The organism is Pseudoxanthomonas sangjuensis (assembly GCF_010211755.1).
Classification (GTDB): Bacteria; Pseudomonadota; Gammaproteobacteria; order Xanthomonadales; family Xanthomonadaceae; genus Pseudoxanthomonas_A; species Pseudoxanthomonas_A sangjuensis.
Genome location: NZ_PDWR01000004.1, coordinates 50,751 through 74,684 on the forward strand (window position 1 = coordinate 50,751; position 23,934 = coordinate 74,684).

At 68.9% G+C, this 23,934-nt stretch carries 22 protein-coding genes; 15 read left to right on the forward strand and 7 right to left on the reverse strand.

The window, feature by feature from the left end; translation table 11 throughout:
* Positions 1-30: 30 nt before the first annotated feature.
* The 4 genes from CSC71_RS03045 to CSC71_RS03060 form a co-directional block, all read right to left on the reverse strand.
* Complete coding sequence (locus tag CSC71_RS03045; RefSeq protein ID WP_162372876.1) at positions 31-474, reverse strand: cell wall hydrolase; 444 nt, start codon at positions 472-474, stop codon at positions 31-33.
* Positions 475-784: 310 nt separating this feature from the next.
* Positions 785-2,824: an NADPH-dependent 2,4-dienoyl-CoA reductase gene (locus CSC71_RS03050; RefSeq protein ID WP_162372877.1), complete on the reverse strand. Its 2,040-nt coding sequence runs from the start codon at positions 2,822-2,824 to the stop codon at positions 785-787.
* Between the two features lie 67 nt (positions 2,825-2,891).
* Positions 2,892-4,079 (reverse strand): MalY/PatB family protein, encoded by a 1,188-nt coding sequence (locus tag CSC71_RS03055; RefSeq protein ID WP_162372878.1) that lies wholly within the window; start codon positions 4,077-4,079, stop codon positions 2,892-2,894.
* 6 nt (positions 4,080-4,085) lie between these two features.
* Positions 4,086-5,102 carry a zinc-binding alcohol dehydrogenase family protein gene (locus tag CSC71_RS03060; protein WP_162372879.1) on the reverse strand — a complete coding sequence of 339 codons (1,017 nt, stop codon included), beginning with the start codon at positions 5,100-5,102 and terminating at the stop codon, positions 4,086-4,088.
* 212 nt (positions 5,103-5,314) lie between these two features.
* Here CSC71_RS03060 and CSC71_RS03065 point away from each other — a divergent pair, with 212 nt between their 5' ends.
* From CSC71_RS03065 to CSC71_RS03075, 3 genes are all read left to right on the forward strand, one after another.
* A complete protein-coding gene (locus CSC71_RS03065; protein WP_162372880.1) occupies positions 5,315-6,340 on the forward strand; it encodes an OmpA family protein in 1,026 nt (341 codons plus the stop codon).
* A gap of 262 nt (positions 6,341-6,602) precedes the next feature.
* Positions 6,603-7,130 (forward strand): hypothetical protein, encoded by a 528-nt coding sequence (locus CSC71_RS03070; RefSeq protein ID WP_162372881.1) that lies wholly within the window; start codon positions 6,603-6,605, stop codon positions 7,128-7,130.
* Positions 7,131-7,239: 109 nt separating this feature from the next.
* A complete protein-coding gene (locus tag CSC71_RS03075) occupies positions 7,240-7,995 on the forward strand; it encodes a pseudouridine synthase (RefSeq protein WP_162372882.1) in 756 nt (251 codons plus the stop codon).
* A 33-nt stretch (positions 7,996-8,028) separates the two neighbouring features.
* Here CSC71_RS03075 and kbl read toward each other — a convergent pair whose 3' ends face one another.
* Positions 8,029-9,234, reverse strand: a complete 1,206-nt coding sequence (gene kbl, locus CSC71_RS03080) for a glycine C-acetyltransferase (RefSeq protein WP_162372883.1) — start codon at positions 9,232-9,234, stop codon at positions 8,029-8,031.
* A 164-nt stretch (positions 9,235-9,398) separates the two neighbouring features.
* Between kbl and CSC71_RS03085 the strand changes: the two genes are divergently transcribed.
* The 6 genes from CSC71_RS03085 (at position 9,399) to CSC71_RS03110 (ending at position 15,712) form a co-directional block, all read left to right on the forward strand.
* Positions 9,399-10,850 (forward strand): OprO/OprP family phosphate-selective porin, encoded by a 1,452-nt coding sequence (locus CSC71_RS03085; RefSeq protein ID WP_162372884.1) that lies wholly within the window; start codon positions 9,399-9,401, stop codon positions 10,848-10,850.
* A gap of 22 nt (positions 10,851-10,872) precedes the next feature.
* On the forward strand, positions 10,873-11,898 hold the full coding sequence (locus CSC71_RS03090; protein ID WP_162372885.1) for a sulfate ABC transporter substrate-binding protein: 1,026 nt from the start codon (positions 10,873-10,875) through the stop codon (positions 11,896-11,898).
* A gap of 10 nt (positions 11,899-11,908) precedes the next feature.
* Entirely contained in the window at positions 11,909-12,754 is an 846-nt protein-coding gene (gene cysT / locus CSC71_RS03095) for a sulfate ABC transporter permease subunit CysT (RefSeq protein WP_246191937.1), read from the forward strand.
* Positions 12,751-13,752, forward strand: a complete 1,002-nt coding sequence (gene cysW / locus CSC71_RS03100; protein ID WP_246191938.1) for a sulfate ABC transporter permease subunit CysW — start codon at positions 12,751-12,753, stop codon at positions 13,750-13,752. The genes cysT and cysW overlap by 4 nt, the downstream gene beginning before the upstream one ends.
* A 21-nt stretch (positions 13,753-13,773) precedes the next feature.
* Positions 13,774-14,829, forward strand: coding sequence for a sulfate/molybdate ABC transporter ATP-binding protein (locus tag CSC71_RS03105; RefSeq protein ID WP_162372887.1), 1,056 nt, complete (start codon positions 13,774-13,776; stop codon positions 14,827-14,829).
* Between the two features lie 169 nt (positions 14,830-14,998).
* Positions 14,999-15,712: a TorF family putative porin gene (locus tag CSC71_RS03110; RefSeq protein WP_162372888.1), complete on the forward strand. Its 714-nt coding sequence runs from the start codon at positions 14,999-15,001 to the stop codon at positions 15,710-15,712.
* Between the two features lie 76 nt (positions 15,713-15,788).
* Here CSC71_RS03110 and tdh read toward each other — a convergent pair whose 3' ends face one another.
* The gene (tdh, locus tag CSC71_RS03115) at positions 15,789-16,823 is read right to left on the reverse strand and encodes an L-threonine 3-dehydrogenase (protein ID WP_211367832.1); all 1,035 of its coding nucleotides are present in this window, start codon (positions 16,821-16,823) and stop codon (positions 15,789-15,791) included.
* A 160-nt stretch (positions 16,824-16,983) separates the two neighbouring features.
* Between tdh and CSC71_RS03120 the strand changes: the two genes are divergently transcribed.
* The 6 genes from CSC71_RS03120 to CSC71_RS03145 all read left to right on the forward strand — a co-directional run bounded on the left by CSC71_RS03120 (position 16,984) and on the right by CSC71_RS03145 (position 23,087).
* Complete coding sequence (locus CSC71_RS03120; RefSeq protein WP_162372889.1) at positions 16,984-17,628, forward strand: histidine phosphatase family protein; 645 nt, start codon at positions 16,984-16,986, stop codon at positions 17,626-17,628.
* A gap of 18 nt (positions 17,629-17,646) precedes the next feature.
* On the forward strand, positions 17,647-19,050 hold the full coding sequence (locus CSC71_RS03125) for a bifunctional folylpolyglutamate synthase/dihydrofolate synthase (protein ID WP_211367834.1): 1,404 nt from the start codon (positions 17,647-17,649) through the stop codon (positions 19,048-19,050).
* A 66-nt stretch (positions 19,051-19,116) separates the two neighbouring features.
* Positions 19,117-20,055: an SPOR domain-containing protein gene (locus CSC71_RS03130; protein ID WP_162372891.1), complete on the forward strand. Its 939-nt coding sequence runs from the start codon at positions 19,117-19,119 to the stop codon at positions 20,053-20,055.
* A 63-nt stretch (positions 20,056-20,118) separates the two neighbouring features.
* Positions 20,119-20,751 carry a CvpA family protein gene (locus CSC71_RS03135; RefSeq protein WP_162372892.1) on the forward strand — a complete coding sequence of 211 codons (633 nt, stop codon included), beginning with the start codon at positions 20,119-20,121 and terminating at the stop codon, positions 20,749-20,751.
* Positions 20,752-20,787: 36 nt separating this feature from the next.
* A complete protein-coding gene (purF, locus tag CSC71_RS03140; RefSeq protein WP_162372893.1) occupies positions 20,788-22,257 on the forward strand; it encodes an amidophosphoribosyltransferase in 1,470 nt (489 codons plus the stop codon).
* Positions 22,258-22,289: 32 nt separating this feature from the next.
* A complete protein-coding gene (locus tag CSC71_RS03145) occupies positions 22,290-23,087 on the forward strand; it encodes a ferritin-like domain-containing protein (RefSeq protein ID WP_246191939.1) in 798 nt (265 codons plus the stop codon).
* 54 nt (positions 23,088-23,141) lie between these two features.
* On the opposite strand, the gene lpxH is transcribed toward CSC71_RS03145, so the two are convergent.
* Positions 23,142-23,879 carry a UDP-2,3-diacylglucosamine diphosphatase gene (gene lpxH / locus CSC71_RS03150; RefSeq protein ID WP_162372895.1) on the reverse strand — a complete coding sequence of 246 codons (738 nt, stop codon included), beginning with the start codon at positions 23,877-23,879 and terminating at the stop codon, positions 23,142-23,144.
* Positions 23,880-23,934: the final 55 nt, after the last annotated feature.

Sequence of the window (23,934 nt, forward strand, 5' to 3'; positions counted from 1 at the left end):
ATGCGACCGTAGTCGACCGGCCGGGTGCCGTCAGAGCTTCTGCACGCGATAGAACGTGTGGTCGCCGATCGTCGCCACCTGGTAGGCGTTGCGCCAGCTCGGCGCGGCGATGGCGTGGGCGGCGAAGTGGCTGGCGCCGGGCACGATCTCCTGGCGCTGGCCGGCGGGCAGGGCCCAGTTGCGCTCGGCGCCCAGCGCGACCTTGATCGAGCGCGCCCAGGCATCGCCGTTCTTCAGGCGGGTGCCGGGGGCGACCAGGCTCGGCGCGAACTGCTTGCGTGCGGTGACGACCTCGCACATCGAGTCGCCCCACAGGCCGCTGTCGAGGCGGCGCAGGGCGACCTCGGCCACGGCCTGCTGGCCGCGCAGGGTCTGGTCGCGGGCTTCCAGGTAAACCGTGGTGCTGAGGCACAGCGAGTCGGCGGCCGGCTGCGGCAGCAATTGCGACAGCCAAAGGATCCAGGCCAGTTTCATCGTTACTCCTTGCTCCGTCTTGCTCGTGCGTCCCTGCCTTCTCCAACGGGGGAGACGGTACGGGTGGGACACGGATGGGGCGTCATGGGGAGGCGACCTTCACACGGGTCGCCCGGGTCCGGCCAAGGTGCAGAGGGGCCGGGTTGGCCTGCCGGAACTGGGTGGCGGGCCGGAAAAGTGTGCGCACGGTACGGTTACGAAGCCGAACTGTGGCTGAACCCGGTGACTTGACAGGCGGCCTAACTGTTTGATCGGGAATGGATTTGTTGCGTGCTCGCGAATGCAGTTCAGGCGCTGCCCGAGCTCGGCCTCACAAGGCCGCGGCCAGCCGGCTGCCCTGGTCGATGGCGCGCTTGGCGTCCAGTTCCGTGGCGACGTCGGCGCCGCCGATCAGGTGCGCCGCCTTGCCCAGCGCCTGCAGGGCGGCCTGCAGCTCGCGGCGCGGCTCCTGGCCGGCGCAGACCACCACGTGGTCGGCCGGCAGGACCTGCTCGACATCGCCGACGCGGATGCGCAGGCCGGCGTCGTCGACGCCCAGGTACTCGACCCCGCCCAGCATCTGCACCCGTTTGGCCTTCAGCGTGGCCCGGTGCACCCAGCCGGAGGTCTTGCCCAGTTTCCTGCCGGGGGCGCCGGGGCTGCGCTGCAGCAGCCAGACCTCGCGCGCCGGCGGTTCCGGCCGCGGCCTGGCCAGCGAGCCGCGGGCCTCGAAGCCGGGGTCCACGCCCCATTCCGCCATCCAGCGCGCCTTGTCGAGGGTTGGCGACTCGCCTTCGACGGTCAGGAACTCGGCCACGTCGAAGCCGATGCCGCCGGCGCCGATGATGACCGCGCGCCGGCCGACCGCGACCTTGCCCGAGAGCACGTCGAGGTAGCCCACGACCTTGGCGTGGTCGGAGCCCGGGAACGAGACCTTGCGCGGGACGATGCCGGTGGCGACGACCACTTCGTCGAAGTCGCGCAGCATCTCCGCCGTGGCGGTGGTGCCCAGCTTCAGGTCGACGCCGGTTTGCTCCAGCCGGTTGGCGAAATAGCGGATCGCCTCGTGGAATTCCTCCTTGCCGGGGATCCGCTTCGCGTAGTTGAACTGGCCGCCGATCTCGCCGGCCGCGTCGAACAGGGTCACGCGGTGCCCGCGTTCGGCCGCGACGGTGGCGCAGGCCAGGCCGGCCGGGCCTGCGCCGACGATCGCTATCCGCTTCGGCGAGTAGGTCTTCCTGTAGACCAGCTCGGTTTCGTGGCAGGCGCGCGGGTTGAGCAGGCAGCTCGCGACCTTGTTCTCGAACACGTGGTCCAGGCAGGCCTGGTTGCAGGCGATGCAGGTATTGATGCGCTGCGGCTGCCCGGCGCGGGCCTTCTCGACCCATTGCGGGTCGGCCAGCAGCGGTCGCGCCATCGACACCAGGTCGGCCTTGCCGGCGGCGAGCACGCCTTCGGCCACGTCGGGCATGTTGATGCGGTTGCTGGTCACCAGCGGCAGCGACACGCATGGCTTCAGCTTGGCGGTGACGTCGACGAAGGCCGCGCGCGGCACGCTGGTGACGATGGTCGGAATGCGCGCTTCGTGCCAGCCGATGCCGGTGTTGATGATGGTGGCGCCGGCCTTCTCGATCGCCTGCGCCTGCGCGACGATCTCGTCCCACTGGTTGCCGTCCTCGACCAGGTCCAGCAGCGACAGCCGGTAGACGATGATGAAGTCGGGGCCGCAGGCTTCGCGCACGCGGCGCACGATCTCCACCGCGAAGCGCATGCGCTTCTCCGGCGTGCCGCCCCAGGCGTCGTTGCGCCGGTTGGTGCGCGGCGCGGTGAATTCGTTGATGAAGTAGCCTTCCGAGCCCATGATCTCGACGCCGTCGTAGCCGGCTTCGCGCGCGAGTCTCGCGCTGTGGGCGTAGGCGTCGACCTGCCGCTCGATGCCGCGCGCGGAAATGGCGCGCGGGGTGAACGGATTGATCGGCGCCTTGATCTTCGACGGCGCGACCTGCAGCGGGTGGTAGCCGTAGCGGCCGGCGTGCAGCAGTTGCAGGCAGATCTTCGCGCCGCCGTCGTGGGCGGCCTTGGTCAGGAACTTGTGCGGGCGCACTTCCCACGGCCACGACAGCTTGCTGCCGAACGGCTTGAGCCAGCCAACGACGTTCGGCGCGAAGCCGCCGGTGACGATCATGCCGACGCCGCCCGCGGCGCGCTCGGCGAAGTAGGCGGCCAGCCGCGGGAAGTCGCGGGCGCGGTCTTCGAGGCCGGTGTGCATGCTGCCCATCAACACGCGGTTGCGGAGCGTGGTGAAACCCAGGTCCAGCGGGGCGAACAGGTGGGGGTAGTGCGGGTTGGGCGCGTCGGCGGGCAAGGACATCAGGTGGCTACGCTGGCGTACGGTGCGCGAAGGGTGCCGGGAATCGGGGAGTGGGGCAAGGCCCGAATCAGCATTCGGCGACCGCCCGCTCGATCTGTTCCAGCGCCTGCACCAGCAACGGCCGCGGCATCGCGAAATTGAATCGCACGTAGTTCTCGAAGCCGGCGCCGCATTCGCGGCCGTCGGTCATCGCGACCTTCGCTGCCGATCGGAACCAGCGCCCCAACGGCGGCGGCAGTTCCAGTGCGCTGCAATCCAGCCATGCCAGGTAGGTGCCTTCCGGTTCCGCGTAACCGATCCGCGGCAACCGTTCGCGCAGGAAGCCGGTCAACAGGTCGCGGTTGCCCTGCAGATAGCCGAGCAACGATTCCAGCCACGCCCCGCCGTCGCGGTACGCGGCGATGTGGGCGTGAATGCCGAGCGTGCTGACGCTGTTGCTGGTCAGCAGGTGGCCAAGCTTGTGCCACGTCCGCCGGTCGTCATGGCGGGTGAACAGCAATTGCGCGCACTTCACGCCCGGCAGGTTCCACGCCTTCGACGCGGAAACGGTGGTGATGCTGTGCGCGGCCGCCGCCGGCGAGATCGTCGCATACGGCACGTGCCGGCGATCGTCGAAAACCAGCGGCGCGTGGATTTCGTCGGCGAGCACGCGCGCGCCGTGGCGTTCGACGGTTTCGGCGAGTCGTTCCAGTTCTGCGCGTTCGTATGCGCGGCCGAGCGGGTTGTGCGGGTTGCACAGCAGCAGGGCGCGCGCGCCGGCGGCGAAGGCGGCATCGATGCGTTCATGGTCGAAGCGCCAGCGCGCACCGTCGCGGCGCGCGGGGACCTGCACGGCCGGATGCCCCAGCTGTTCGATCAGCGGCACGAACGGCATGTAGCACGGCGTCGGCACCACGACCGGCGCGCCTTCCGGCAGGTAGAAGCGCAGCATCACTTCCAGCGCCTTGATCACGTCCGGCACCGGCTGCACCGCGTCGGGCGGCAGCGACCAGCCGTAACGGCACAGTTGCCAGCCGGCGGTCGCTTCCGCCAGTTCGTGGAACAGCCCGGCGGTCGGGTAGCCGGTGCGGCCGCGGTCGACGGCTTCGTGCAGCGCCGCGCTCACCGCCGGCGCCGTGCCGAAATCCATTTCCGCGACGAAGGCGCCGATGCAGTCGGGGAACGTCGTCCACTTCATGCCGCCGCCGGCGCGCAATTGTTCGACGCCGATCGCGTCGAAGGCGGCGTGCAGTCCGTTTTCGGATGGGGTCGGCATGCCGGGTCACCAGCCGGACAGGGTCAGCTTGCCGATCGTCGTGCCCGATTCCAGCTGGCGGTGCGCCTCGCGCAGGCTGGCGGCATTGATCGGCGACAGGTTGCGGGTCTGCGTGCCGTGCAGCCTGCCGGCGTCGACCAGTTCGGCCACCCGGGCGAGGATGCGGCCCTGTTCGTCCATGTCCGCGGTACGGAAGCGGGGGCGGGCGAACATGAATTCCCAGTGGATGCCGATGCACTTGGCCTTGTACGGGTCGCCGATGCGCAACGCGCCGGCCGGCTCGACGATCAGGCCGACATGGCCTTGCGGCGCGAGCAGTTCGCCCAGTTCCTGCCAGTAGCGGTCGGTGTCGGCCAGGTTCAGTGCCGCCTCCACTTGCGCCAGGCCCAGCGCCTGCAGTTGCGGCGCCAGCGGCTGGCGGTGGTCGACCACCGCATCGGCGCCCATCCGCCGGCACCAGTCGATGGATTCCGTGCGCGAGGCGGTGGCGACGACGCGGAATCCGGCCAGCTTCGCCAGCTGGATCGCGATCGAGCCGACGCCGCCGGCGCCGGCGATCACCAGCAGGGTCCTGCCCGCGCCGCCGCCCTCGAAGGCGTAGGGCATGCGCTGGAACAACAGCTCCCAGGCAGTGATCGCGGTCAATGGCAAGGCGGCGGCCTGGGCGAAGTCGAGCGAGGCCGGCTTCTTCGCCACCAGCCGTTCGTCGACCAGCTGGAACTCGGCATTGCTGCCGGGGCGGGTCACGTCGCCCGCGTAGTAGACTGCATCGCCCGGCCCGAAACCGGTCACTTCGGCGCCGATCGCGTCGACCGTGCCGGCGGCGTCATAGCCCAGCACGCGTGGCTGCGGTTCGACCTGCGGCTTCGGCGCGCGGACCTTGGCGTCGACCGGGTTGACCGAAACCGCCTCGACCCGGACCCGCAGGTCGCGCGGGCCAGGGATGGGCACGGGCAGGTCCGCATCGAGCAGCGAGCCGGGGTCGTCTATGGGCAGATAACGGGTCAGGACGACGGATTTCATGGGGCAAAACCCTTGGTCGGAAGACTGTTTATCCGACGGTACTGTTATGTTAACGTTAACGAAGCCTTCACTTCGTCACGCATAATGTTTGACGACGATGGCATGCAGACATGGTCGTCTGGCGGTCGGAAAAGTAATTTCGGAACCACCCGAGTTGTACCTGGGACGTCTTAACAACCCCCCTCTGTTTTCATTGGTAAAAGGAGCTGCAAATGAACAAGAAACTTCTCTGTGCCGCGTTGCTCGCGGGGCTGGGCGTGGCGCAGGCCGCATCCGCCCAGGAGTTCGATGATCGCTGGTACCTGACGGGCGCCGTCGGCGTCAACGTGCAGGACAACGACCGCAACACCGACGACGCCGCGTTCGGTGCGCTGGGTCTGGGCAAGTTCATCAGCCCGAACTGGTCGGTCGACGGCGAACTCAACTACCAGAACCCGAGCCTGTCGACCAATCCGAACCTGAACTGGAGCCAGTACGGCATCTCGCTGGACCTGCGCCGCCACTTCATGATGGCCGATCGCAACTGGCACCCGTACCTGCTTGCGGGCCTGGGCTACCAGCGTGCCGAAGAAGAGTTCGACGCGTTCCCGAGCCCGGATTCGCCGGGGCAGCGTGAGGAAGGCGGTTTCGCCGCCAAGCTGGGCGGCGGTATCCAGTCGGAACTGGGCAAGGTCGGCGTGCGCGCCGAACTGGCCTACCGCATCGACTTCGACGACTCGGCGATCGGCCCGTCGTACGACGGTTCGGTCGACGACGCCGACAGCTTCGGCGACCTGCTGGCTTCGGTCGGCATCGTGATCCCGCTGGGCGAAAAGGCCGCCCCGCCGCCGCCGCCGGCTCCGGAGCCCGCTCCGGCCCCGCCGCCGCCGCCGCCGGCCCCGGACAAGATCACGATCGACCTGAACGGCGTGAACTTCGATTTCGACAAGGACACGCTGCGTCCCGATTCGATCGAGATCCTCGACACCGCGGCCGAGATCCTGACCCGCTACCCGGATCTGCGCGTCGAAGTCGCCGGCCACACCGACCTGTGCGGCAAGGATGCGTACAACCAGAGCCTGTCGGAGCGTCGCGCCCGCGTGGTGTACGACTACCTGACCGGCAAGGGCATCGATGCCGGCCGCCTGTCTGGCCCGATCGGTTACGGCGAAAGCCGTCCGCTGGAGCCGACCGAGCAGACGCTGCCGGGCTGCAAGAGCGAGAAGAACCGCCGCACCGAGCTGAACGTCCTGAACTGATTTTCAGGCGTTCCTCAACGGGCAGCCGATCGCATCGGTCGCCCGCCAGGCAATCCCACGAAACCCGGCCCCGTGCCGGGTTTCGTGCGTCTGCGGCATCGTATCGCTGCGGTGCGCCGAAACGGCCGTGACGCAGTCCACGCTTGCCGCACGCGGCGCGGGCAATATTCGAACTGGAGTCACGTTGTCACATTCCGCCGCTTGCCCTCGCGCAAAAGCCCGACCAAACTTCGGGCCGTCCAAACCTCGGGGATCCATCGATATGCGCAAGTTCGTTTTTGCCGGTCTGTCGCTTCTGGGCATCGCTTCGGCGGCGCAGGCCGCGTCGAATTGCGCCGAAATGGCCGCCGCGCAGCCCGTGCCGGCGCGCGCCACGCTGGCTTCGCCGCTGTCGGGCGAACTGGTCGGCGCCAATACCCGGTTGGGCGCGCCCAGCGGCGTGCTGGCCAGCGCCTACGACGAGACCCTGTCGGTCGACCGGGTGCTGTTGCGCCAGCGCGTGGAGGCCTGCAAGCAGGTGGCGGCCGCCGACGATGCCAAGCAGCCGGCGGAAGCGCCCAAGGCCAACGATCCGACCGCTTACAAGCCGAAGACCCAGTACGACAACACGCCGTACCGCTTCAGCATGACCCAGAACGGCAAGAAGATGACCGCCGACGACTTCGACGCCTGGCTGAAGGCCACCGGTTACAGCGCCGGCCGTCGTGCCGATACCGCCCCCAAGCCGGTCGAAACGCCGGTTGCCGAGCCGGAACCGACCGACAAGAAGGGCAAGAAGAAGAAAAAGTAAGCTTTCCAGGGGAAGTCGCGACACACGAACGGCCGGGGCGAACCCGGCCGTTCGTGTTTGCGTTGGCCGGATTTGCTAGCGTGTGGCGCCGCTCCCGGAGGATCGATGCATGAACAGCGCCACGCGCGCCCGTCCGCCGCGCCACGGATTGGCGCGGGTATTGTCGAAGCGGGGCCTATGCTCGCGCAGCGAGGCGGCGCGCTGGATCGCCGCCGGCCGGGTCAGCGTCGACGGCAGGATCGTGCGCGATGCCGAATTCCCGATCGACGCGGGCCGGCGCATCGCCGTGGACGGCCGCGGGATCGGCGATGCAACCAGGGTGGATCGCGTCTACCTGATGCTCAACAAGCCGCGCGGGCTGGTCACCACGGCCAGCGACGAGCGCGGCCGCGACACGGTGTACCGCTGCTTCGACGGTGCGCGCCGGGACGGGAAGGAAATCGGCTGGATCGCGCCGGTCGGGCGCCTCGACAAGGCCAGCGAGGGCCTGCTGCTGTTCAGCAACGACCCGCAGTGGGCGGCGCGCATCACCGATCCGGCCGGCGGCCCGGACAAGACCTACCACGTGCAGGTCGATGCGATACCCGATGAAGCGTTGCTTGCGCGGTTGCTGGAAGGCGTCGATGCGGATGGCGAACGACTGTCGGCGAAGGCGGCGACGCTGTTGCGCGCCGGCGAAAAGAACTCATGGCTGGAAATCGTGCTTGACGAAGGCCGCAACCGGCAGATCCGCCGGTTGCTCGCCGCTTTCGGCATCAACGTGCTGCGGCTGGTGCGCGTGGCCATCGGCGGATTGCGGCTTGGCGATTTGCCGAAAGGCCAGTGGCGCGAACTGAGCGCGGCGGAAATCGAAATGTTGTCGTAGGGGGCACGGCGCGCCGTGCCCCCGCGGCGCGCGTCACACCACGCCGAGTTCCTTGCCGATGCGGGTAAAGGCATCGATGGCGCGGTCCAGGTGCTCGCGCGTGTGCGCCGCGCTCATCTGCGTGCGGATGCGCGCCTGGCCCTTCGGCACGACCGGGAAGAAGAAGCCGATCGCGTAGATGCCTTCTTCCAGCAAGCGCTCGGCGAAGCGCTGCGCCAGCGGCGCGTCGTACAGCATCACCGGGCAGATCGGGTGCACGCCCGGCTTGATGTCGAAGCCGGAGGCGGTCATGCGCTCGCGGAAGTAGGTGGTGTTCTCCTGCAGGCGGGTGCGCAGCTCGCCGGCCGAGGACAGCATCTCGAACGCCTTGATGCCGGCGGCGGCCACGTGCGGGGGCAGCGAGTTGGAGAACAGGTACGGCCGCGAACGCTGGCGCAGCAGCTCGACCACTTCCTTCTTCGCCGTGGTGAAGCCGCCCAGTGCGCCGCCCATCGCCTTGCCGAGGGTGCCGGTGAAGATGTCGATCCGGTCGAGCACGCCCTTGACCTCGGCCGAGCCGCGGCCGGTGGCGCCGAGGAAGCCGGTGGCATGGCATTCGTCGATGTGCACCAGCGCGTCGTACTTCCTGGCTAGCGCGGTGATCTCATCCAGCGGGGCGATGAAGCCGTCCATCGAGAACACGCCGTCGGTGGTGATCATGATCGTGCGGGCGCCGTCGGCACGGGCCTGCTGCAGCTGCTTCTCCAGGTCGGCCATGTCGCAGTTGGCGTAGCGGTAGCGCTTCGCCTTGCACAGGCGCACGCCGTCGATGATCGAGGCGTGGTTGAGCGCGTCGGAGACGATCGCGTCGGTCTCGTCCAGCAGCGGCTCGAACAGGCCGCCGTTGGCGTCGAAGCAGGCGGCGTAGAGGATCGTGTCCTCGGTGCCGAAGAACTCGGCGATCTTCGCCTCCAGCTGCTTGTGCAGGTCCTGGGTGCCGCAGATGAAGCGCACCGAGGCCATGCCGAAGCCGTGGCTATCCAGCGCCTTCTTGGCCTCGGCGATGATGTCCGGGTGGTCGGCCAGGCCGAGGTAGTTGTTGGCGCAGAAATTCAGCACCTTGCGGCCGTCGGCCAGCTCGATCTCCGCCGACTGCGGGCTGGTGATGATGCGTTCGGACTTGAACAGGCCCTGGGCGCGGATGGATTCCAGTTCGGCGGCGTAGCGTCCGGTGAGGGCGGGGGCGGTCGGCGTGGGCATGCGGGCATCGATTGGGGAAAGCGCCATTTTAGCCGGGACGGCGCCGGTGCCCGTCACGTCATGCGCGCTGGCTATCAGCGGCTAGCGCGAAGTCATTTCCGCCTGCGAAACTGAATAGGGAGTATTCCACTTCCGGCCGTCGGCCAACATGCGGGGAAATCGAAATGCGGGCGAAGTCGTCCACGGGTGCCAGGGGCGGGAAGCGCGGCCTCAGGTTGATGGGGGCGGCGCTGTGTTCGCTGGCGGTTCCGGCGTTCGCGCAGGACAAGCCGACGGTGGAGGAGTTGCAGCGCAGGCTCGAAGCGCTCGAACGCCGGCTGGGCGGCGATGCCGCCGTCGGCGAGGACGGGCAGGGCGAGGCCAGCCTCGCCGACCTCGACCAGCGCCTGCGCATCCTCGAGCGCAGGCTCGAACTGCAGGAAGAAGACCGCGTCGCCAAGGCCAAGGAGGCGTCGGTGGTAGCCGTCAACGACAAGGGCGCGGCGCTGAAGTCGGCCGATGGCGCCTACGAAGTCAGGATCCGCGGCCTGCTGCAGGGCGACGGCCGCTTCTTCGACAGCGGCGTCCCGGCATCGGCCAACGACACTTTCCTGCTGCGCACGGCGCGCCCGACCATCGAAGGTACGCTGGGCAAGTGGGTCGGCTTCCGCTTCACCCCGGAGTTCGCCGGCGACAGCGCCAGCATCGTCGATGCCTACGCGGACCTGAAGTTCAGCCCGGCCGCGACCGTGCGGCTGGGCAAGTTCACCTCGCCGGTGGGCCTGGAACGCCTGCAGTCGTCGTCGGCGCTGTCCGACGTCGAGCGTGCGCTGCCCAGCGAGATCGCGCCGAACCGCGACATCGGCGTGCAGTTGCAGGGTGAGCTGGCGCAGGGCCGCGTCGGCTACGCGATTGGCGTGTTCAACGGCACGGTCGACGGCCGCGACGCGGTCACCAGCAACCCCGACGACAATTTCGAATACGCCGGCCGCGTGTTCTTCGAGCCGTTCAAGAACGGCCCGGGATTCTGGTCGGGGCTGGGCTTCGGCCTCGGCGCCGGCGTCGGCGACGTGGAAGGCAGCGGCAACAACTTCCTGCCGCGCTATCGCACGCCGGGACAGCAGCAGTTCTTCGCCTACCGCGGTGCGGTGGCCGCCGACGGCCGCCATGTCCGCTGGTCGCCGCAGGGCTATTTCTATCGCAACCGTTTCGGCCTGCTCGCCGAATACATCGTGGCGAAGCAGGAGTTGCTGGTCGGCGAAACCCGCGCCGAACTGGAGAACAGGTCGTGGCAGGCCACCGCCAGCTACGTGCTGACCGGCGAGGACGCCAACTACCGCGGCGTGGTCAGGCCGTCGCATCCGTTCGCGCCAGGCAAGGGCGGCTGGGGGGCGTGGGAACTGGTCGGCCGCTACGGCGTGCTGGAAGTCGACGAGGACAGTTTCCCGCTGTTCGCCGACCCGACGGCATCCGCCGGCGAGGCCAGGGCCTGGGTGCTGGGCTTGAACTGGTATCTCAACAGCAACCTGAAACTGGTACTTAACTATTTGGATACAAGTTTCGAAGGCGGAAATGCTAATGGTGCGGATCGCGAGGACGAGAAAGCCGTGTTCGCCCGCCTGCAGGTCGCCTTCTGAACCCGATGACGGAGAACCGCAAATGAAAACCACCCCACGCATCCTCCGCCACCTGTTTCCGTTGCTGGCCGGCTTCGTGCTGGTCCTGGCTTTCGCCGCGACGGCGAAGGACCTGAAGCTGCTCAACGTGTCCTACGACCCGACCCGCGAGCTGTACCGCGACTTCAATGCCGCGTTCGCGAAGCACTGGCAGGAAACCAGGGGCCAGAAGGTCGAGATCGAGACCTCGCACGGCGGCTCCGGCAAGCAGGCGCGCGCGGTGATCGACGGCCTCGAGGCCGACGTGGTCACGCTGGCGCTGGCCTACGACATCGACAACATCGCCCAGCGCTCGAAGCTGTTCCCCGCCGACTGGCAGAAACGCCTGCCCGACAACAGCGCGCCGTACACCTCGACGATCGTGTTCCTGGTGCGCAAGGGCAACCCGAAGAACATCCGCGACTGGAACGACCTGATCCATCGCGGCGTCTCGGTGATCACGCCGAACCCGAAGACCTCCGGCGGCGCGCGCTGGAACTACCTGGCGGCGTGGGCCTACGGGCTGAAGATCTTCAAGGGCGACGAAGCCAAGACCCGGATGTACGTCGAGGCGCTGTTCAAGCACGTGCCGGTGCTCGACACCGGCGCGCGCGGCGCCACCACCACCTTCGTCCAGCGCGGCATCGGCGACGTGCTGCTGGCGTGGGAGAACGAAGCCTTCCTGTCGATCGAGGAACTGGGCCCGGACAAGTTCGACATCGTGGTGCCGTCGCTGTCCATCCTGGCCGAGCCGCCGGTGGCGCTGGTCGACAGGAACGTCGACCGGCACGACAGCCGCGAGGTCGCGCAGGCCTACCTGCAGTACCTGTATTCGCCGGAAGGGCAGCGCATCGCGGCGAAGCACTATTACCGCCCGCGCAAGCCGGAATACGCCGACCCGAAGGACGTCGCGCGCTTCCCGAAGCTGGAGCTGGTGACCATCGAGGGCACCTTCGGTTCGTGGGAGCAGGCGCAGAAGAAGCACTTCGCCGATGGCGGCGTGTTCGACCAGATCCAGTCCGGACGCTGAGATGGCGGTCGTGCGCCTGCCAACGCCGCGCCGGCGCCGGGTGATCCCCGGCTTCGGCCTGAGCCTGGGCTACACCCTGTTCTGGCTCGGCCTGATCGTGCTGATCCCGCTGGCCGGCGTGTTCCTCAAGAGCGCCGGGCTGGGTTGGCACGGGATCTGGCGGATCTGGAGCGAGCCGCGCGTGCTGTCAGCGCTGTCGGTCAGCTTCGGCACCGCGTTGGCCGCCGCGGCGTTCAACGCGGCGCTGGGCACGCTGGTGGCGTGGGTGCTGGTGCGCTATCGCTTCCCCGGCAAGCGCCTGTTCGACGCGATGATCGACCTGCCGTTTGCGTTGCCGACCGCCGTGGCCGGCATCGCGCTGGCCGCGCTGTACGGACCGAACGGCTGGCTCGGGCGCTGGCTCGAAACGGCGGGCATCAAGGTCGCGTACACGCCGCTCGGCATCGTCGTCGCCCTGGTGTTCATCGGCCTGCCGTTCGTGGTGCGGGTGGTGCAGCCGGTGCTGGCCGACATCGAGGGCGAATTCGAGGAGGCCGCGGCCACGCTGGGCGCGAGTCGCTGGCAGACGGTGTGGCGGGTGGTGCTGCCGTCGCTGTGGCCGGCGGTGCTGGCCGGCTTCGCGCTGGCGTTCGCCCGCGGCGTCGGCGAATACGGCTCGGTGATCTTCATCGCCGGCAACCTGCCGAACGTGTCGGAGATCGCGCCGCTGCTGATCGTGATCAAGCTGGAAGAGTTCGACTATGCTGGCGCCACCGCGATCGCGGCGGCGATGCTGCTGTTGTCGTTCGCGCTGCTGTTCGCCGTCAACACCCTGCAGTCGCGGTTGCTGCGTTCCGAACGCAGGGGCCGCAGATGAGCGAAGCCGCTTCCACCATGGCTCCCGGCCTGCCGCGGCATGCGGCACCGGGGCCGGCGTCACCGGAGCGCACACTGGAACCCAACCGCGTGGATCGAGCCGACCGCAAGCCGCACCCTGCTTCCGCCGTCACCGAGCCGCGCTGGGTGCGCGCGCTGCTGGTCGCGGCCGCGCTCGGTTTCCTGCTCGCGTTCCTGCTGCTGCCGCTGCTGCTGGTGTTCGTCGAGGCCTTGCGCGGCGGCGTGCAGGGCTTCGTCGCCGCGATCGGCGAGGCCGACGCGCTGGCGGCGATCCGCCTGACCGTGCTGGTCACCGCGATCGTGCTGCCGCTGAACCTGCTGTTCGGCGTCGCCGCGGCGTGGGCGGTCAGCAAGCACGAATTCCCCGGCAAGCGCGTGCTGGTCAGTCTGATCGACCTGCCGTTCGCGGTGTCGCCGGTGGTCGCCGGCCTGATCTACGTGCTGGTGTTCGGCGCGCAGGGCTGGGCGTACGCGCTGGTCGACGAGGGTTGGCACGCGACGTTGCCGCTGCTCGGCGAGTTCACGCTGAAGCTGCCGAGGATCATCTTCGCCCTGCCGGGCATCGTGTTGGCGACGGTGTTCGTCACCTTCCCGTTCATCGCCCGCGAACTGATGCCGCTGATGGAGCAGCAGGGCAACGACGAGGAGCTGGCCGCGCTCAGTCTGGGCGCCAACGGCTGGCAGACGTTCTGGCGGGGGACGCTGCCGAACATCCGTTGGGCGCTGCTGTATGGCGTGCTGCTGTGCGGCGCGCGCGCGATGGGCGAGTTCGGCGCGGTGTCGGTGGTGTCCGGGCACATCCGCGGGCGCACCAACACGCTGCCGCTGCACGTGGAAATCCTCTACAACGAATACGCCTACAGCGCCGCGTTCGCCTGCGCCGCGCTGCTGGCGTTGAGCGCGCTGGCCACGCTGGCGCTGAAGGCGTGGCTGGAGCGACACCACGGCGAGGCGCTGTCGGCCACGCACCGGCACTGAATTTCTTCCGGAAACGACCACATGGGCATCAAGATCGAGAACCTGGCCAAGCGCTTCGGCGATTTCGTTGCGCTGGACGACGTCGACCTCGAAATCCGCCAGGGCGAACTGCTCGCCCTGCTCGGGCCGTCCGGCTCGGGCAAGACCACGCTGCTGCGGATCATCGCCGGGCTGGAACATGCCGACGGCGGGCGCGTGCTGCTCGACGGGCAGGACGCGACGCGGCTGAGCGTGCAGGCGCGTCGCGCCGGTTTCGTGTTCCAGCACTACGCGCTGTTCCGCCACCTCAACGTGCGCGAGAACGTCGCCTTCGGCCTGCGCGTGCGCCGCGGGCGCGAGCGCTGGCCCGACGCGCGCATCCGCGAACGCGTGCGCGAACTGCTGCAACTGGTGCAACTGGAAGGGCTGGAGGAACGCTATCCGGCGCAGCTTTCCGGCGGCCAGCGCCAGCGCGTGGCGCTGGCGCGCGCGTTGGCGATCGAGCCGCGCGTGCTGCTGCTGGACGAACCGTTCGGCGCGCTCGACGCGCAGGTGCGCCGCGACCTGCGCCGCTGGCTGCGCGAGTTGCACGACCGCACCGGGCTGACCACGGTGTTCGTCACCCACGACCAGGAAGAGGCGCTGGAACTGGCCGATCGCGTCGCCATTCTCAACCGCGGCCGCATCGAGCAGCTGTGCAGTCCGGCCGAGGCCTACGACCGGCCGCGTACGCCGTTCGTGTATTCCTTCGTCGGCGAGGTCAACCGCCTGCCGGGCCGGGCGCAACAGGGCAGGGTGCAGGTGGCCGGGCTGGACTTCGCCGCCGATGCCGGCGACGGCCCGGTCGAGCTGTACGTGCGCCCGGAAGACCTGTGCGTGGGGGGCGACGGCCCCGGCTGGGCGGCGACGGTGTTGTCCAGCCTGCGCAGCGGTCCGCGCCTGCGCCTGCGCGCGAGGCTGGACGAGGGTACGCAGGACGAGGTCGAGATCGACTTGCCGCCGGCGGACGCGCATGCGCCCGGCGTCCCGCGCCCGGGCGATCGGGTGCGCCTGGCGCCGCGGCGCTACGGGGTGTTCCCGGCATCTCCAACCCCTTGATTCCGTTTCAAAAGAAACAAAGAAAACTAAGGTTTTGCGGGCTTGACGGCCTGCATGTTGCGTCGCACTATCGGTTTGGTTAAAAAAACGTGAGCCTGCGATTGCGGTCTCGTTACGTCGCCGGCTTCGTCCTTCCCCACCGTCGCAGCACGCAACAGGAGACCCCGGAATGAAGCCCGTCAAACTCAGTCTTGCAGTAGCTCTCATGCTGGCGGCGATGCCGCTGGCTGCTTTTGCGCAGGAAGCGACCGAAGAAGAAGCATCCTCGCCGTGGAGTTGGAGCGCGGCGGCGACCAGCGACTACGTCTGGCGCGGCGTGAGCCAGACCGACGAGGACCCGGCTTTCCAGACCGGCCTGACCTACACCTCGCCGGTCGGTGTGTACGCCGGCGTGTGGGCCTCGAACGTGGATTTCGGCGCGGGCGATCCGGATTTCGAGGTCGATGGCTATATCGGCTACAACGTCGATTTCGGCGACAACGTCAACTTCGACATCATGTACAACGAGTACAGCTATCCGGGTGCGAGCGAGCTGAATTTCGGCGAGCTGATCACCAAGACCACGTTCTTCGAGGACTACAGCTTCACCCTGGCGTACACCAACGACTTCGGCGGCACCGACGATACCGGCATCTACTATGCGCTGGGCGGCAGCTGGAGCTTGCCCGCCGATTTCGGCCTGGACGTCAGCGTCGGCCGCAGTACCTTCGGCGACGATGTCGGCCTCGAGGACTACACCGATTACTCGGTCAGCCTGAGCAGGAGCTTCGGCCCCGCTTCGGTAAGCCTGGGTTACTACGACACCAACAGCGCCGGCTTCGAGAATTTCGACTACCTGGCCGACAGCCGCGTGGTGCTCACGATTTCGGTGGAAGCGCCGTAACCACCCGGCCGGTACCCACCCTGCAACGGAAAGGGCGCCGCAAGGCGCCCTTTTTTTCCGCCTTGCCGAAGCGGGCTCACGGCCAGCTCAGCACCACCTTGCCGGCCTTGCCGCTTTCCATCAGGTCGAAGCCCTTCTGGAATTCGTCGGCCGGCAGCTGGTGGGTCAGCACCTTGCCCAGCGGAAAGCCGCCCAGCACCAGCTGGGTCATCTTGTACCAGGTCTCGTACATCTTGCGGCCGTAGATGCCCTGCACGGTCAGGCCCTTGAAGATGATCTTGTCCCAGTCGATGCCGGCGCCCTTGGGCAGGATGCCGAGCAGCGCGATCTTGCCGCCGTGGTACATGCAGTCGAGCATGCCGTTGAACGCCTGCGGGTTGCCGCTCATCTCCAGGCCCACGTCGAAGCCTTCCATGTGCAGGTCGGCCATCACGTCCTTCAGCGAGGTGTTGGCGACGTTGACCACGCGCGTGGCGCCCATGTCGGCGGCCAGCTTCAGCCGGTAGTCGTTGACGTCGGTGACCACGACGTTGCGCGCGCCGATGTGCTTGCAGATGCCGGCGGCGATCACGCCGATCGGGCCGGCGCCGGTGATCAGCACGTCCTCGCCGACCACGTCGAATTCCAGCGCGCAGTGCGCGGCGTTGCCGTAGGGATCGAAGAACGCGGCCAGTTCCGACGGGATCGGGTCGGGGATCGGCCACAGGTTGCTGGCCGGCATCACGATGTATTCGGCGAAGGCGCCGTTGCGGTTGACGCCGATGCCGACCGTGTACGGGCACAGGTGGGTGCGGCCGCCGCGGCAGTTGCGGCAGTGGCCGCAGGTGATGTGGCCTTCGGCGGAGACGCGCTGGCCGACCGTGTAGCCGCTGACGCCGGGGCCGAGTTCGGCGATGCGGCCGACGAACTCGTGGCCGATGGTCAGGCCGGGCTTGATCGTGCGCTGGCTCCATTCGTCCCACAGGTAGATGTGCAGGTCGGTGCCGCAGATGGCGGCCTTCTCGACCTTGATCAGCACCTCGTTCGGGCCGGGCGCCGGCACCGGCACCTGTTCCATCCAGATGCCCTTGCCGGCCTCGCGCTTGACCAGCGCCTTCATCGTTTGCGTCATGGGAACGGCCACGCCTGTGCGGAAAAGAGGGCGCGGATTATACGCCGCCGGCCTGCCGCCCCCGGTTGTGGGGAGCCGGGGCCGGGCCCATGTATCATGCCGCTCCCGTTTCGCCCGTTCGTCGGGCGCAGGCGGCCCCCACCCAAGGAAACACCGCTGCATGCGCATCCTGCTTGCCCGCCACGGCGAAACGCCGTGGAACGCCGAAGGCCGCTACCAGGGCCAGATCGACATCCCGCTTTCGCCGGTCGGCGAGGCCCAGGCCCGGGCCCTCGGCAGCCGCCTGAACGACCTGCGCATCGACCGCGCGGTGGCCTCGCCGCTGGCGCGCGCGCGCCGCACCGCCGAACTGGCGCTGGGCGAGGCGCGCGTGGACATGCTCGGCCTCGACGCCGACCTGCAGGAGATCGCGCACGGCGAATGGGAAGGCCTGCTGGCCAGCGAGATCGACGAAAAGGACCCCGCGCGCCTGCGCGCGTGGCGCGAGGAACCGGAAACCGTGCTGATGCCCGGCGGCGAGTCGCTGCGCCAGGTGCTGGACCGATCCTGGCGCGGACTGGCGCGCGCCGTCGACGGGCTCGGCGACGACGACACCCTGCTGCTGGTCGCGCACGATGCGGTCAACCGCGTGCTGCTGTGCCGGATCATGGGCCTGCCGATCTCGCGCGTCTGGTCGTTCCGGCAGGCGCCGACCACGATCAACCTGCTGGAGGGCCCGACGGTCGAACAACTGGAAGTCGTGCGCCTGAACGACTGCGCGCACCACACGCCGTTCTTCGGCGAGGCCAAGCACCGCGCGTTGTAATCCCGCGGCGTGTAGTCCATGGCCATGAAGCGCGATCTCGCCGACTGGCTCGACTTCATCGAGCGCCAGCACCCGAAGTCCATCGACATGGGTCTGGACCGCGTGCGCGAGGTCGCCGCGCGGATGGGCCTCGGCCAGCCGGCGAAACAGGTCGTCACCGTCGCCGGCACCAACGGCAAGGGCTCGACGGTCGCCTTCGTCGAATCGATCGCGCGCGCCGCCGGCTGGAAGGTCGGCACCTACACCTCGCCGCACCTGTTGCGCTACAACGAGCGGGTGCGCATCGACGGCGTGGAAGTGAGTGACGAAGTGCTGATCGAAGCGTTCGAGACGGTCGAGCACGCGCGCTTGAGCCCCTCTCCCGGCGGGAGAGGGGTTGGGGTGAGGGTACGGCGAAGCGACGATGGTTCAGGCATTGCTGGCTCCGCCGTACCCTCATCTGCCCCTTCGGGGCACCTTCTCCCGGAGGGAGAAGGAGACAGCGTCCCGCTGACTTATTTCGAATTCGGCACGCTGGCCGCGTTGCGGCTGTTCCAGCAGGCCGGCCTCGACCTCGCCGTGCTCGAGGTCGGGCTCGGCGGCCGCCTCGATGCGGTCAACATCGTCGACCCCGACGTCGCGGTGATCACCACGGTCGACATCGACCACGCCGACTGGCTGGGCGAAGACCGCGAAAGCATCGGCGCGGAGAAGGCGGGCATCGCCCGCGCGTGGAAGCCGCTGGTACTGGGCGAGATCGACTCGCCGTCCAGCGTGCTGCGCCGCGCCTACGCGATCGGCGCCAACGCGCTGCGCCTGGGCAGCGACTTCTTCGCCGAACCCGCCGGCGACGGGCACTGGCGCTGGCGCGAGGTCGGCGCCGAACTGGAACTGCCGGACCCGCCGCTGCCCGCGCCGGCGCAACGCCACAACGCCGCCGCCGCGATCGCGGCGCTGCGGGCGTTGCCGGTTCCGCCGCCCGATTCCGCCTTCGCGCCGGGCATCGCCAACGTGCGCCTGCCGGGGCGGCTGCAGCACTTCGAACGCAACGGCGTCGACGTCTTCGTCGACGTCGGCCACAACCCGCAGGCGGCGCGCGAACTCGCCGCGTGGCTCGACTTGCAGCCGCGTGGCGCGCACACGTTCGCGGTGTACGCGGCGCTGGCCGACAAGGACGCGGCGCAGGTCGTCGCCGCGTTCGACGACGCGGTCGCGCGCTGGTTCCTCGCCGGCATCGACGACGCCGGTCCGCGTTCGCAGACCGCCGATGCGCTGGCGGCGAAGCTCGCCGGTACCGCGGCCGGCGGCGGCGAACGCCACGCCGGCGTCGCGCAGGCGCTGGATGCGGCGCTGGCGCGGGCACGGCCGGGCGACCGCGTGCTGGCGTTCGGTTCGTTCCATACCGCCGCCGCGGCGCTGGCGCATCTGGATTCAGGCCGGTGATGGGGAAGGGCGCCGGCCCGTGCCTATAATCGCCCCGGCATCCCCCGCCGCGCTTCCGGGAAATCGATGGATACACCCCTGAAACAACGCCTGATCGGCGCCGTCGTGCTGGTGGCGCTGGCCGTGATCTTCCTGCCGATGCTGATCAAGGGCCCCGCGCCCGACAGCGGCGTCTCCGACGTGCCGCTGAAGGTGCCGGAAGAGCCGGCGGGGCAATTCGTCGAAATCCCGTTGAACGCGCCCGGCAACGCGCCGGAGGGCGGCGCGGTCGGCCTGCAGGCGCCGGTGGACGATGCGGCGCCTGCCACGCCCGCGGAAAACCCCGGCGCGATGCTGCCGGCCGCCGTCGCCGGCGGCGATTACGCGGTCAGCTTCGGCGCCTATGCCAGCCAGGCCGATGCCGATGCGGTGATCGCCCGGCTGAAGCAGTCGCGGCTGCCGGGCTACAGCGTCGCCGACCTGGTCAACGGCCAGCCGGCGTGGCGGGTGCGCATCGGCCCCTACGCCGACCGCGCCCAGGCCGAGATCGTACGGCTGGAAGCGGTGAAGGTGCGCGACGACGTCAAGGCGCAGGTGGTCGTGCTCGATGCCGATGCGGAATCCGCATCCGCGCCCCGGCCCGCGGTCGCGGCGCAGCCGGTGCGGACCGAGGCACTGCCTCCCGAACCCGCCAGGCCCGCGCCGGCGAAGGCCGAGCCGGCCAAGCCCGTCGCCGCCGCGCCGCAACCGCCGGCACCCAGGCCGGAACCGGCCAAGCCGGCCGCCTCGGGCACCGGCTTCGCCGTGCAACTGGGCGCCTTCAGCAGCAGCGCCGACGCCATCGCGTTGCGCGACAAGGCCCGCGCCAGCGGGTTCAGCGCCTTCGTCGAGCAGGTCCGCACCGACAAGGGCACGCTCAGCCGCGTGCGCGTGGGTCCGGTGGCCAGCCGCGACGACGCCGACAAGCTGAAGGCGCAGGTCGCGGCCAAGCTCGGCGTCAATGGCATGGTGCGCCCGCACCCTTGAAGACGGGGAGCCGGAAACCGGTAGCTGGCCGCCTTCGCCCGGTGCAACCGGATACGGGTTCGCATGCCGCTGCTTGATGTCACCCTGCTGGCGCTGGTCGGCGTTTCGGCCGTGCTCGGCCTGCTGCGCGGCTTCGTCGGCGTGGTTGCGTCGATCCTGGCCTGGGTGCTGGCGAGCTGGGTGGCGTTCCGTTACGGCGGCGAGGTCGCCTTCATGCTCTCGGACGACGGCCAGCCGGCGCTGACGGAGCTGTTCGGCGGCTACGCGCTGTGCTTCGTTGCGGTGATGGTCTTCGTCGGCCTGGCCGGCTGGGTGGTCGGCAAGCTGGTCAAGGGCGTCGGCCTGTCCGGGCTGGATCGCGTGCTGGGGCTCGGCCTGGGGCTGGTCCGCGGCGTCTTCGTCGCCTGCGCGCTGTTGCTGCTGCTGGGTTTCACCCGGATGCCGCAGGAATCGTCCTGGCAGCGCTCACGGGTCGTTCCGGCCCTGTTGCCGGGCGCGCTGTGGCTGCGCGGCTGGCTGCCGGACTGGGTGGCTGAACGGATCGTCTTTGGCAATGCCGCGCCGGCAGGCGATAATGACGGCCACGCGAACCTGCCGTTGCCCGTGCCGCTGGACGAAGGCGTCCAGCAACCGCCAGAACGAACGCAACCGTCCGCCCCGGAACCGTTGGATCCGGGGTCATCCGCCCCCAACTGAGCGGGCGAACAGAACCAGCCGGAGAATCCCCAGACCATGTGCGGCATTGTCGGTATCGTCGGCGCGCAGAACGTCGCCGGGCAGTTGTACGACGGCCTGACGGTGCTGCAGCACCGCGGCCAGGACGCGGCCGGCATCGCCACCGCCGACGGCAGCCGCCTGCGCGTGCACAAGGGCACCGGCCTGGTCCGCGACGTGTTCAACGCGCAGTCGATGAGCGTGCTCGAAGGCCGGGTCGGCATCGCCCACTGCCGCTACCCGACCGCCGGTTCCGAGGGGCTGGACGAGGCGCAGCCGTTCTACGTCAATTCGCCGTACGGCATCGCGCTGGCGCACAACGGCAACCTGATCAACACCGACGCGCTGCGCCAGGAAGTGTTCGCCACCGACCGCCGCAACATCAACACCGAATCCGACAGCGAAGTGCTGCTGAACGTGTTCGCGCACGAACTGGACAAGCAGCGCACGCTGTCGCCGGACGCGGCGATCCGCGCGGTCGCCGGCGTGCACAAGCGGGTGAAGGGCGGCTATGCGGTGGTCAGCACCGTGCTCGGCCTGGGCCTCGTCGCCTTCCGCGACCCGCACGGCATTCGTCCGCTGGTGCTGGGCAAGCGCGAGCACAACGAAGGCGCCGAATACATGGTCGCGTCGGAGTCCGCGGCGCTCGACATCCTCGGCTTCCAGCGCGTGCGCGACGTGATGCCGGGCGAGGCGCTGGTGATCACCGCGCGCGGCGAACTGTTCAGCGAAGTCTGCGCCGGGCCGCAGCAGCACGCGCCGTGCATCTTCGAATACGTGTACTTCGCCCGTCCCGACTCGATGATCGACAACGTCTCGGTGCACAAGGCGCGCATGCGCATGGGCGTCAAGCTGGGCGAGAAGATCCTGCGCCTGCGCCCGGACCACGACATCGACACGATCATCCCGATCCCGGACACCTCGCGCGACGCGGCGCTGGAAATCAGCAACGTGCTCGGCGTGAAATACCGCGAAGGCTTCATCAAGAACCGCTACGTCGGCCGCACCTTCATCATGCCGGGGCAGGGCGAGCGCGTTAAGTCGGTGCGCCGCAAGCTGAACCCGATCAACCTGGAGTTCCGCAACCGCGTGGTGCTGCTGGTCGACGATTCGATCGTGCGCGGCACCACGTCGCAGCAGATCGTGCAGATGGCCCGCGACGCCGGCGCGCGCAAGGTCTACCTCGCCTCCGCCGCGCCGCCGGTGCGCTACCCGAACATCTACGGCATCGACATGCCGGCCGCCGACGAGCTGGTCGCCAACGGCCGCAGCATCGAGGAAATCGAGAAGCTGCTCGGCGTCGACTGGCTGATCTACCAGGACCTCGAGGACTTGGAGGCCGCGGTGCGCGAGGGCAACCGCGAGCTGGCCCGGTTCGACTCGTCGTGCTTCAACGGCGAATACGTCACCGGCATCGAGGACGGCTATTTCGACCGCATCCAGCAGCTGCGCAGCGACGAAGCCAAGCACAAGCGCCGCGTCGGTTGATGGGGGGGCGGCGCGCCGTGCCCTGCGGAAACATGCAATCCCTTTTCGACGCCGCCGCCCTCTGTCTCGCCACCGCCGATCCCGGCGAAAAGGCCGCGCTGACGCAGCGCTGCGCGGCGGCGTTCGCGTGCGGCGAACTGGCCATTCCCGAAGACGCCCCCGTGCCCGAACCGATCCGCATGCCGGGTCGGCCGTCGAAGCCCAGGCTGGTGCATCCGCGCGACCTGCCGCGGCGCGGCTTCGGCACGGTCGAGGGCCGCGCCGCCTTCATCCACGCGGTCTGCCACATCGAACTCAACGCGATCGATCTGGGCTGGGATGCGGCGTATCGGTTCCGCGGGTTGCCGCGGGAGTTTTACGCCGACTGGGTTTCGGTGGCCAACGACGAATCGCGCCACTTCGCCATGCTGCGCAAGCGGTTGCAGGAACTCGGCTACGACTACGGCGACTTCGACGCGCACAACGGCCTGTGGGAAATGTGCGAGAAGACCGCGCACGACGGCCTGGCGCGGATGGCGCTGGTGCCGCGCGTGCTGGAGGCGCGCGGCCTGGACGTGACGCCGGGGATGATTGCCAAGCTGCGTTCACTCGGCGATGACGCCACCGCCGACATCCTCGTCGTCATCCTGCGCGAAGAGGTTGGCCACGTCGCCGCCGGTTCGCGCTGGTACCGCTGGTATTGCGGGCAGCGCGGTATCGACCCGCGTTCAAGATTCCGCGAATTGCTTCGCGAGTATGCAGGTGGTTACCTGCACGGGCCGTTCAATCTCGAGGCGCGGTTGTCGGCGGGGTTCGACGAAGACGAGTTGGCGGCGCTGGAAGCCCCGTAGCGTTCGTTCGTCATTCCCGCTTTCGCGGGGATGACGGTCCAAGAAAGCGCCGGCCTACAGCTTTTCCAGCTTCATTCCGCCCGCATCCGCCCGCAACACCGACCCCTGCTCGTACCAGTCGCCCAGCACCACGCGCTTGCATGCGTGGCCAGCAACGTCGAGTCCGTGGATCGCCGGACGATGCGTATGGCCGTGGATCAGCATGTCGATGCCGTAGCGCGCGAAGGTCGCTTCGACCGTCGCCGGGGTCACGTCGGTGACCGTCTCGAACTGCGCCTTGTCGCTGCCCAGCATCTCCTTCTGCCGCGCCATGCTCGCCTCGCGCGCCTTCGCGGCGAAGGCCAGCCGCGCCGCCAGCGGTTGCGACAGGAATTGCGCCTGCCACGCCGGATTGCGGGTCTGCGCGCGGAACTGCTGGTAGGGCACGTCGTCGGTGCACAGCAGGTCGCCGTGCATCAGCAGGGTCGGCTTGCCGTACAGCGCGACCACGGCCGGGTCGGGCAGGATGCGGAACCCGGCGCGGCGCGCGTAATCGGTCCCCACGAGGAAATCGCGGTTACCGCGGATGAAGAACACCGGCACGCCGGCGTCCGCCACTTCGCGCAGGCGGGCAGCAGTGTAGGCGCCGACCTCGGAGGTGTCGTCGTCGCCGACCCAGGCCTCGAACAGGTCGCCGAGGATGTACAGCGCGTCGGCGCGGCGGGCCTCCTCGCGCAGGAAGCGGCCGAACAGTTCGGTGACCGCAGGCCGGGCGGGGTCGAGGTGCAGGTCGGAGATGAAAAGGGTGGTCATGGCCCTATTGTAGGAGCGGCGTGAGCCGCGATGGAGCGTTCATGGGAAAGCCCCA

Excerpts from the sequence above, each read along its gene's own strand:
- lpxH (WP_162372895.1), bottom strand. The coding sequence starts at position 23,879 with ATGACCACCCTTTTCATCTCCGACCTGCACCTCGACCCCGCCCGGCCT.
- kbl (WP_162372883.1), bottom strand. The coding sequence starts at position 9,234 with ATGCCCACGCCGACCGCCCCCGCCCTCACCGGACGCTACGCCGCCGAA.
- CSC71_RS03110 (WP_162372888.1), top strand. The coding sequence starts at position 14,999 with ATGAAGCCCGTCAAACTCAGTCTTGCAGTAGCTCTCATGCTGGCGGCG.
- CSC71_RS03075 (WP_162372882.1), top strand. The coding sequence starts at position 7,240 with ATGAACAGCGCCACGCGCGCCCGTCCGCCGCGCCACGGATTGGCGCGG.
- CSC71_RS03090 (WP_162372885.1), top strand. The coding sequence starts at position 10,873 with ATGAAAACCACCCCACGCATCCTCCGCCACCTGTTTCCGTTGCTGGCC.
- CSC71_RS03065 (WP_162372880.1), top strand. The coding sequence starts at position 5,315 with ATGAACAAGAAACTTCTCTGTGCCGCGTTGCTCGCGGGGCTGGGCGTG.
- CSC71_RS03130 (WP_162372891.1), top strand. The coding sequence starts at position 19,117 with ATGGATACACCCCTGAAACAACGCCTGATCGGCGCCGTCGTGCTGGTG.
- CSC71_RS03085 (WP_162372884.1), top strand. The coding sequence starts at position 9,399 with ATGCGGGCGAAGTCGTCCACGGGTGCCAGGGGCGGGAAGCGCGGCCTC.
- CSC71_RS03145 (WP_246191939.1), top strand. The coding sequence starts at position 22,290 with ATGCAATCCCTTTTCGACGCCGCCGCCCTCTGTCTCGCCACCGCCGAT.
- CSC71_RS03045 (WP_162372876.1), bottom strand. The coding sequence starts at position 474 with ATGAAACTGGCCTGGATCCTTTGGCTGTCGCAATTGCTGCCGCAGCCG.
- CSC71_RS03055 (WP_162372878.1), bottom strand. The coding sequence starts at position 4,079 with ATGCCGACCCCATCCGAAAACGGACTGCACGCCGCCTTCGACGCGATC.
- CSC71_RS03125 (WP_211367834.1), top strand. The coding sequence starts at position 17,647 with ATGGCCATGAAGCGCGATCTCGCCGACTGGCTCGACTTCATCGAGCGC.
- CSC71_RS03105 (WP_162372887.1), top strand. The coding sequence starts at position 13,774 with ATGGGCATCAAGATCGAGAACCTGGCCAAGCGCTTCGGCGATTTCGTT.
- CSC71_RS03135 (WP_162372892.1), top strand. The coding sequence starts at position 20,119 with ATGCCGCTGCTTGATGTCACCCTGCTGGCGCTGGTCGGCGTTTCGGCC.
- tdh (WP_211367832.1), bottom strand. The coding sequence starts at position 16,823 with ATGACGCAAACGATGAAGGCGCTGGTCAAGCGCGAGGCCGGCAAGGGC.
- cysW (WP_246191938.1), top strand. The coding sequence starts at position 12,751 with ATGAGCGAAGCCGCTTCCACCATGGCTCCCGGCCTGCCGCGGCATGCG.
- CSC71_RS03050 (WP_162372877.1), bottom strand. The coding sequence starts at position 2,824 with ATGTCCTTGCCCGCCGACGCGCCCAACCCGCACTACCCCCACCTGTTC.
- purF (WP_162372893.1), top strand. The coding sequence starts at position 20,788 with ATGTGCGGCATTGTCGGTATCGTCGGCGCGCAGAACGTCGCCGGGCAG.
- CSC71_RS03070 (WP_162372881.1), top strand. The coding sequence starts at position 6,603 with ATGCGCAAGTTCGTTTTTGCCGGTCTGTCGCTTCTGGGCATCGCTTCG.
- CSC71_RS03120 (WP_162372889.1), top strand. The coding sequence starts at position 16,984 with ATGCGCATCCTGCTTGCCCGCCACGGCGAAACGCCGTGGAACGCCGAA.
- CSC71_RS03060 (WP_162372879.1), bottom strand. The coding sequence starts at position 5,102 with ATGAAATCCGTCGTCCTGACCCGTTATCTGCCCATAGACGACCCCGGC.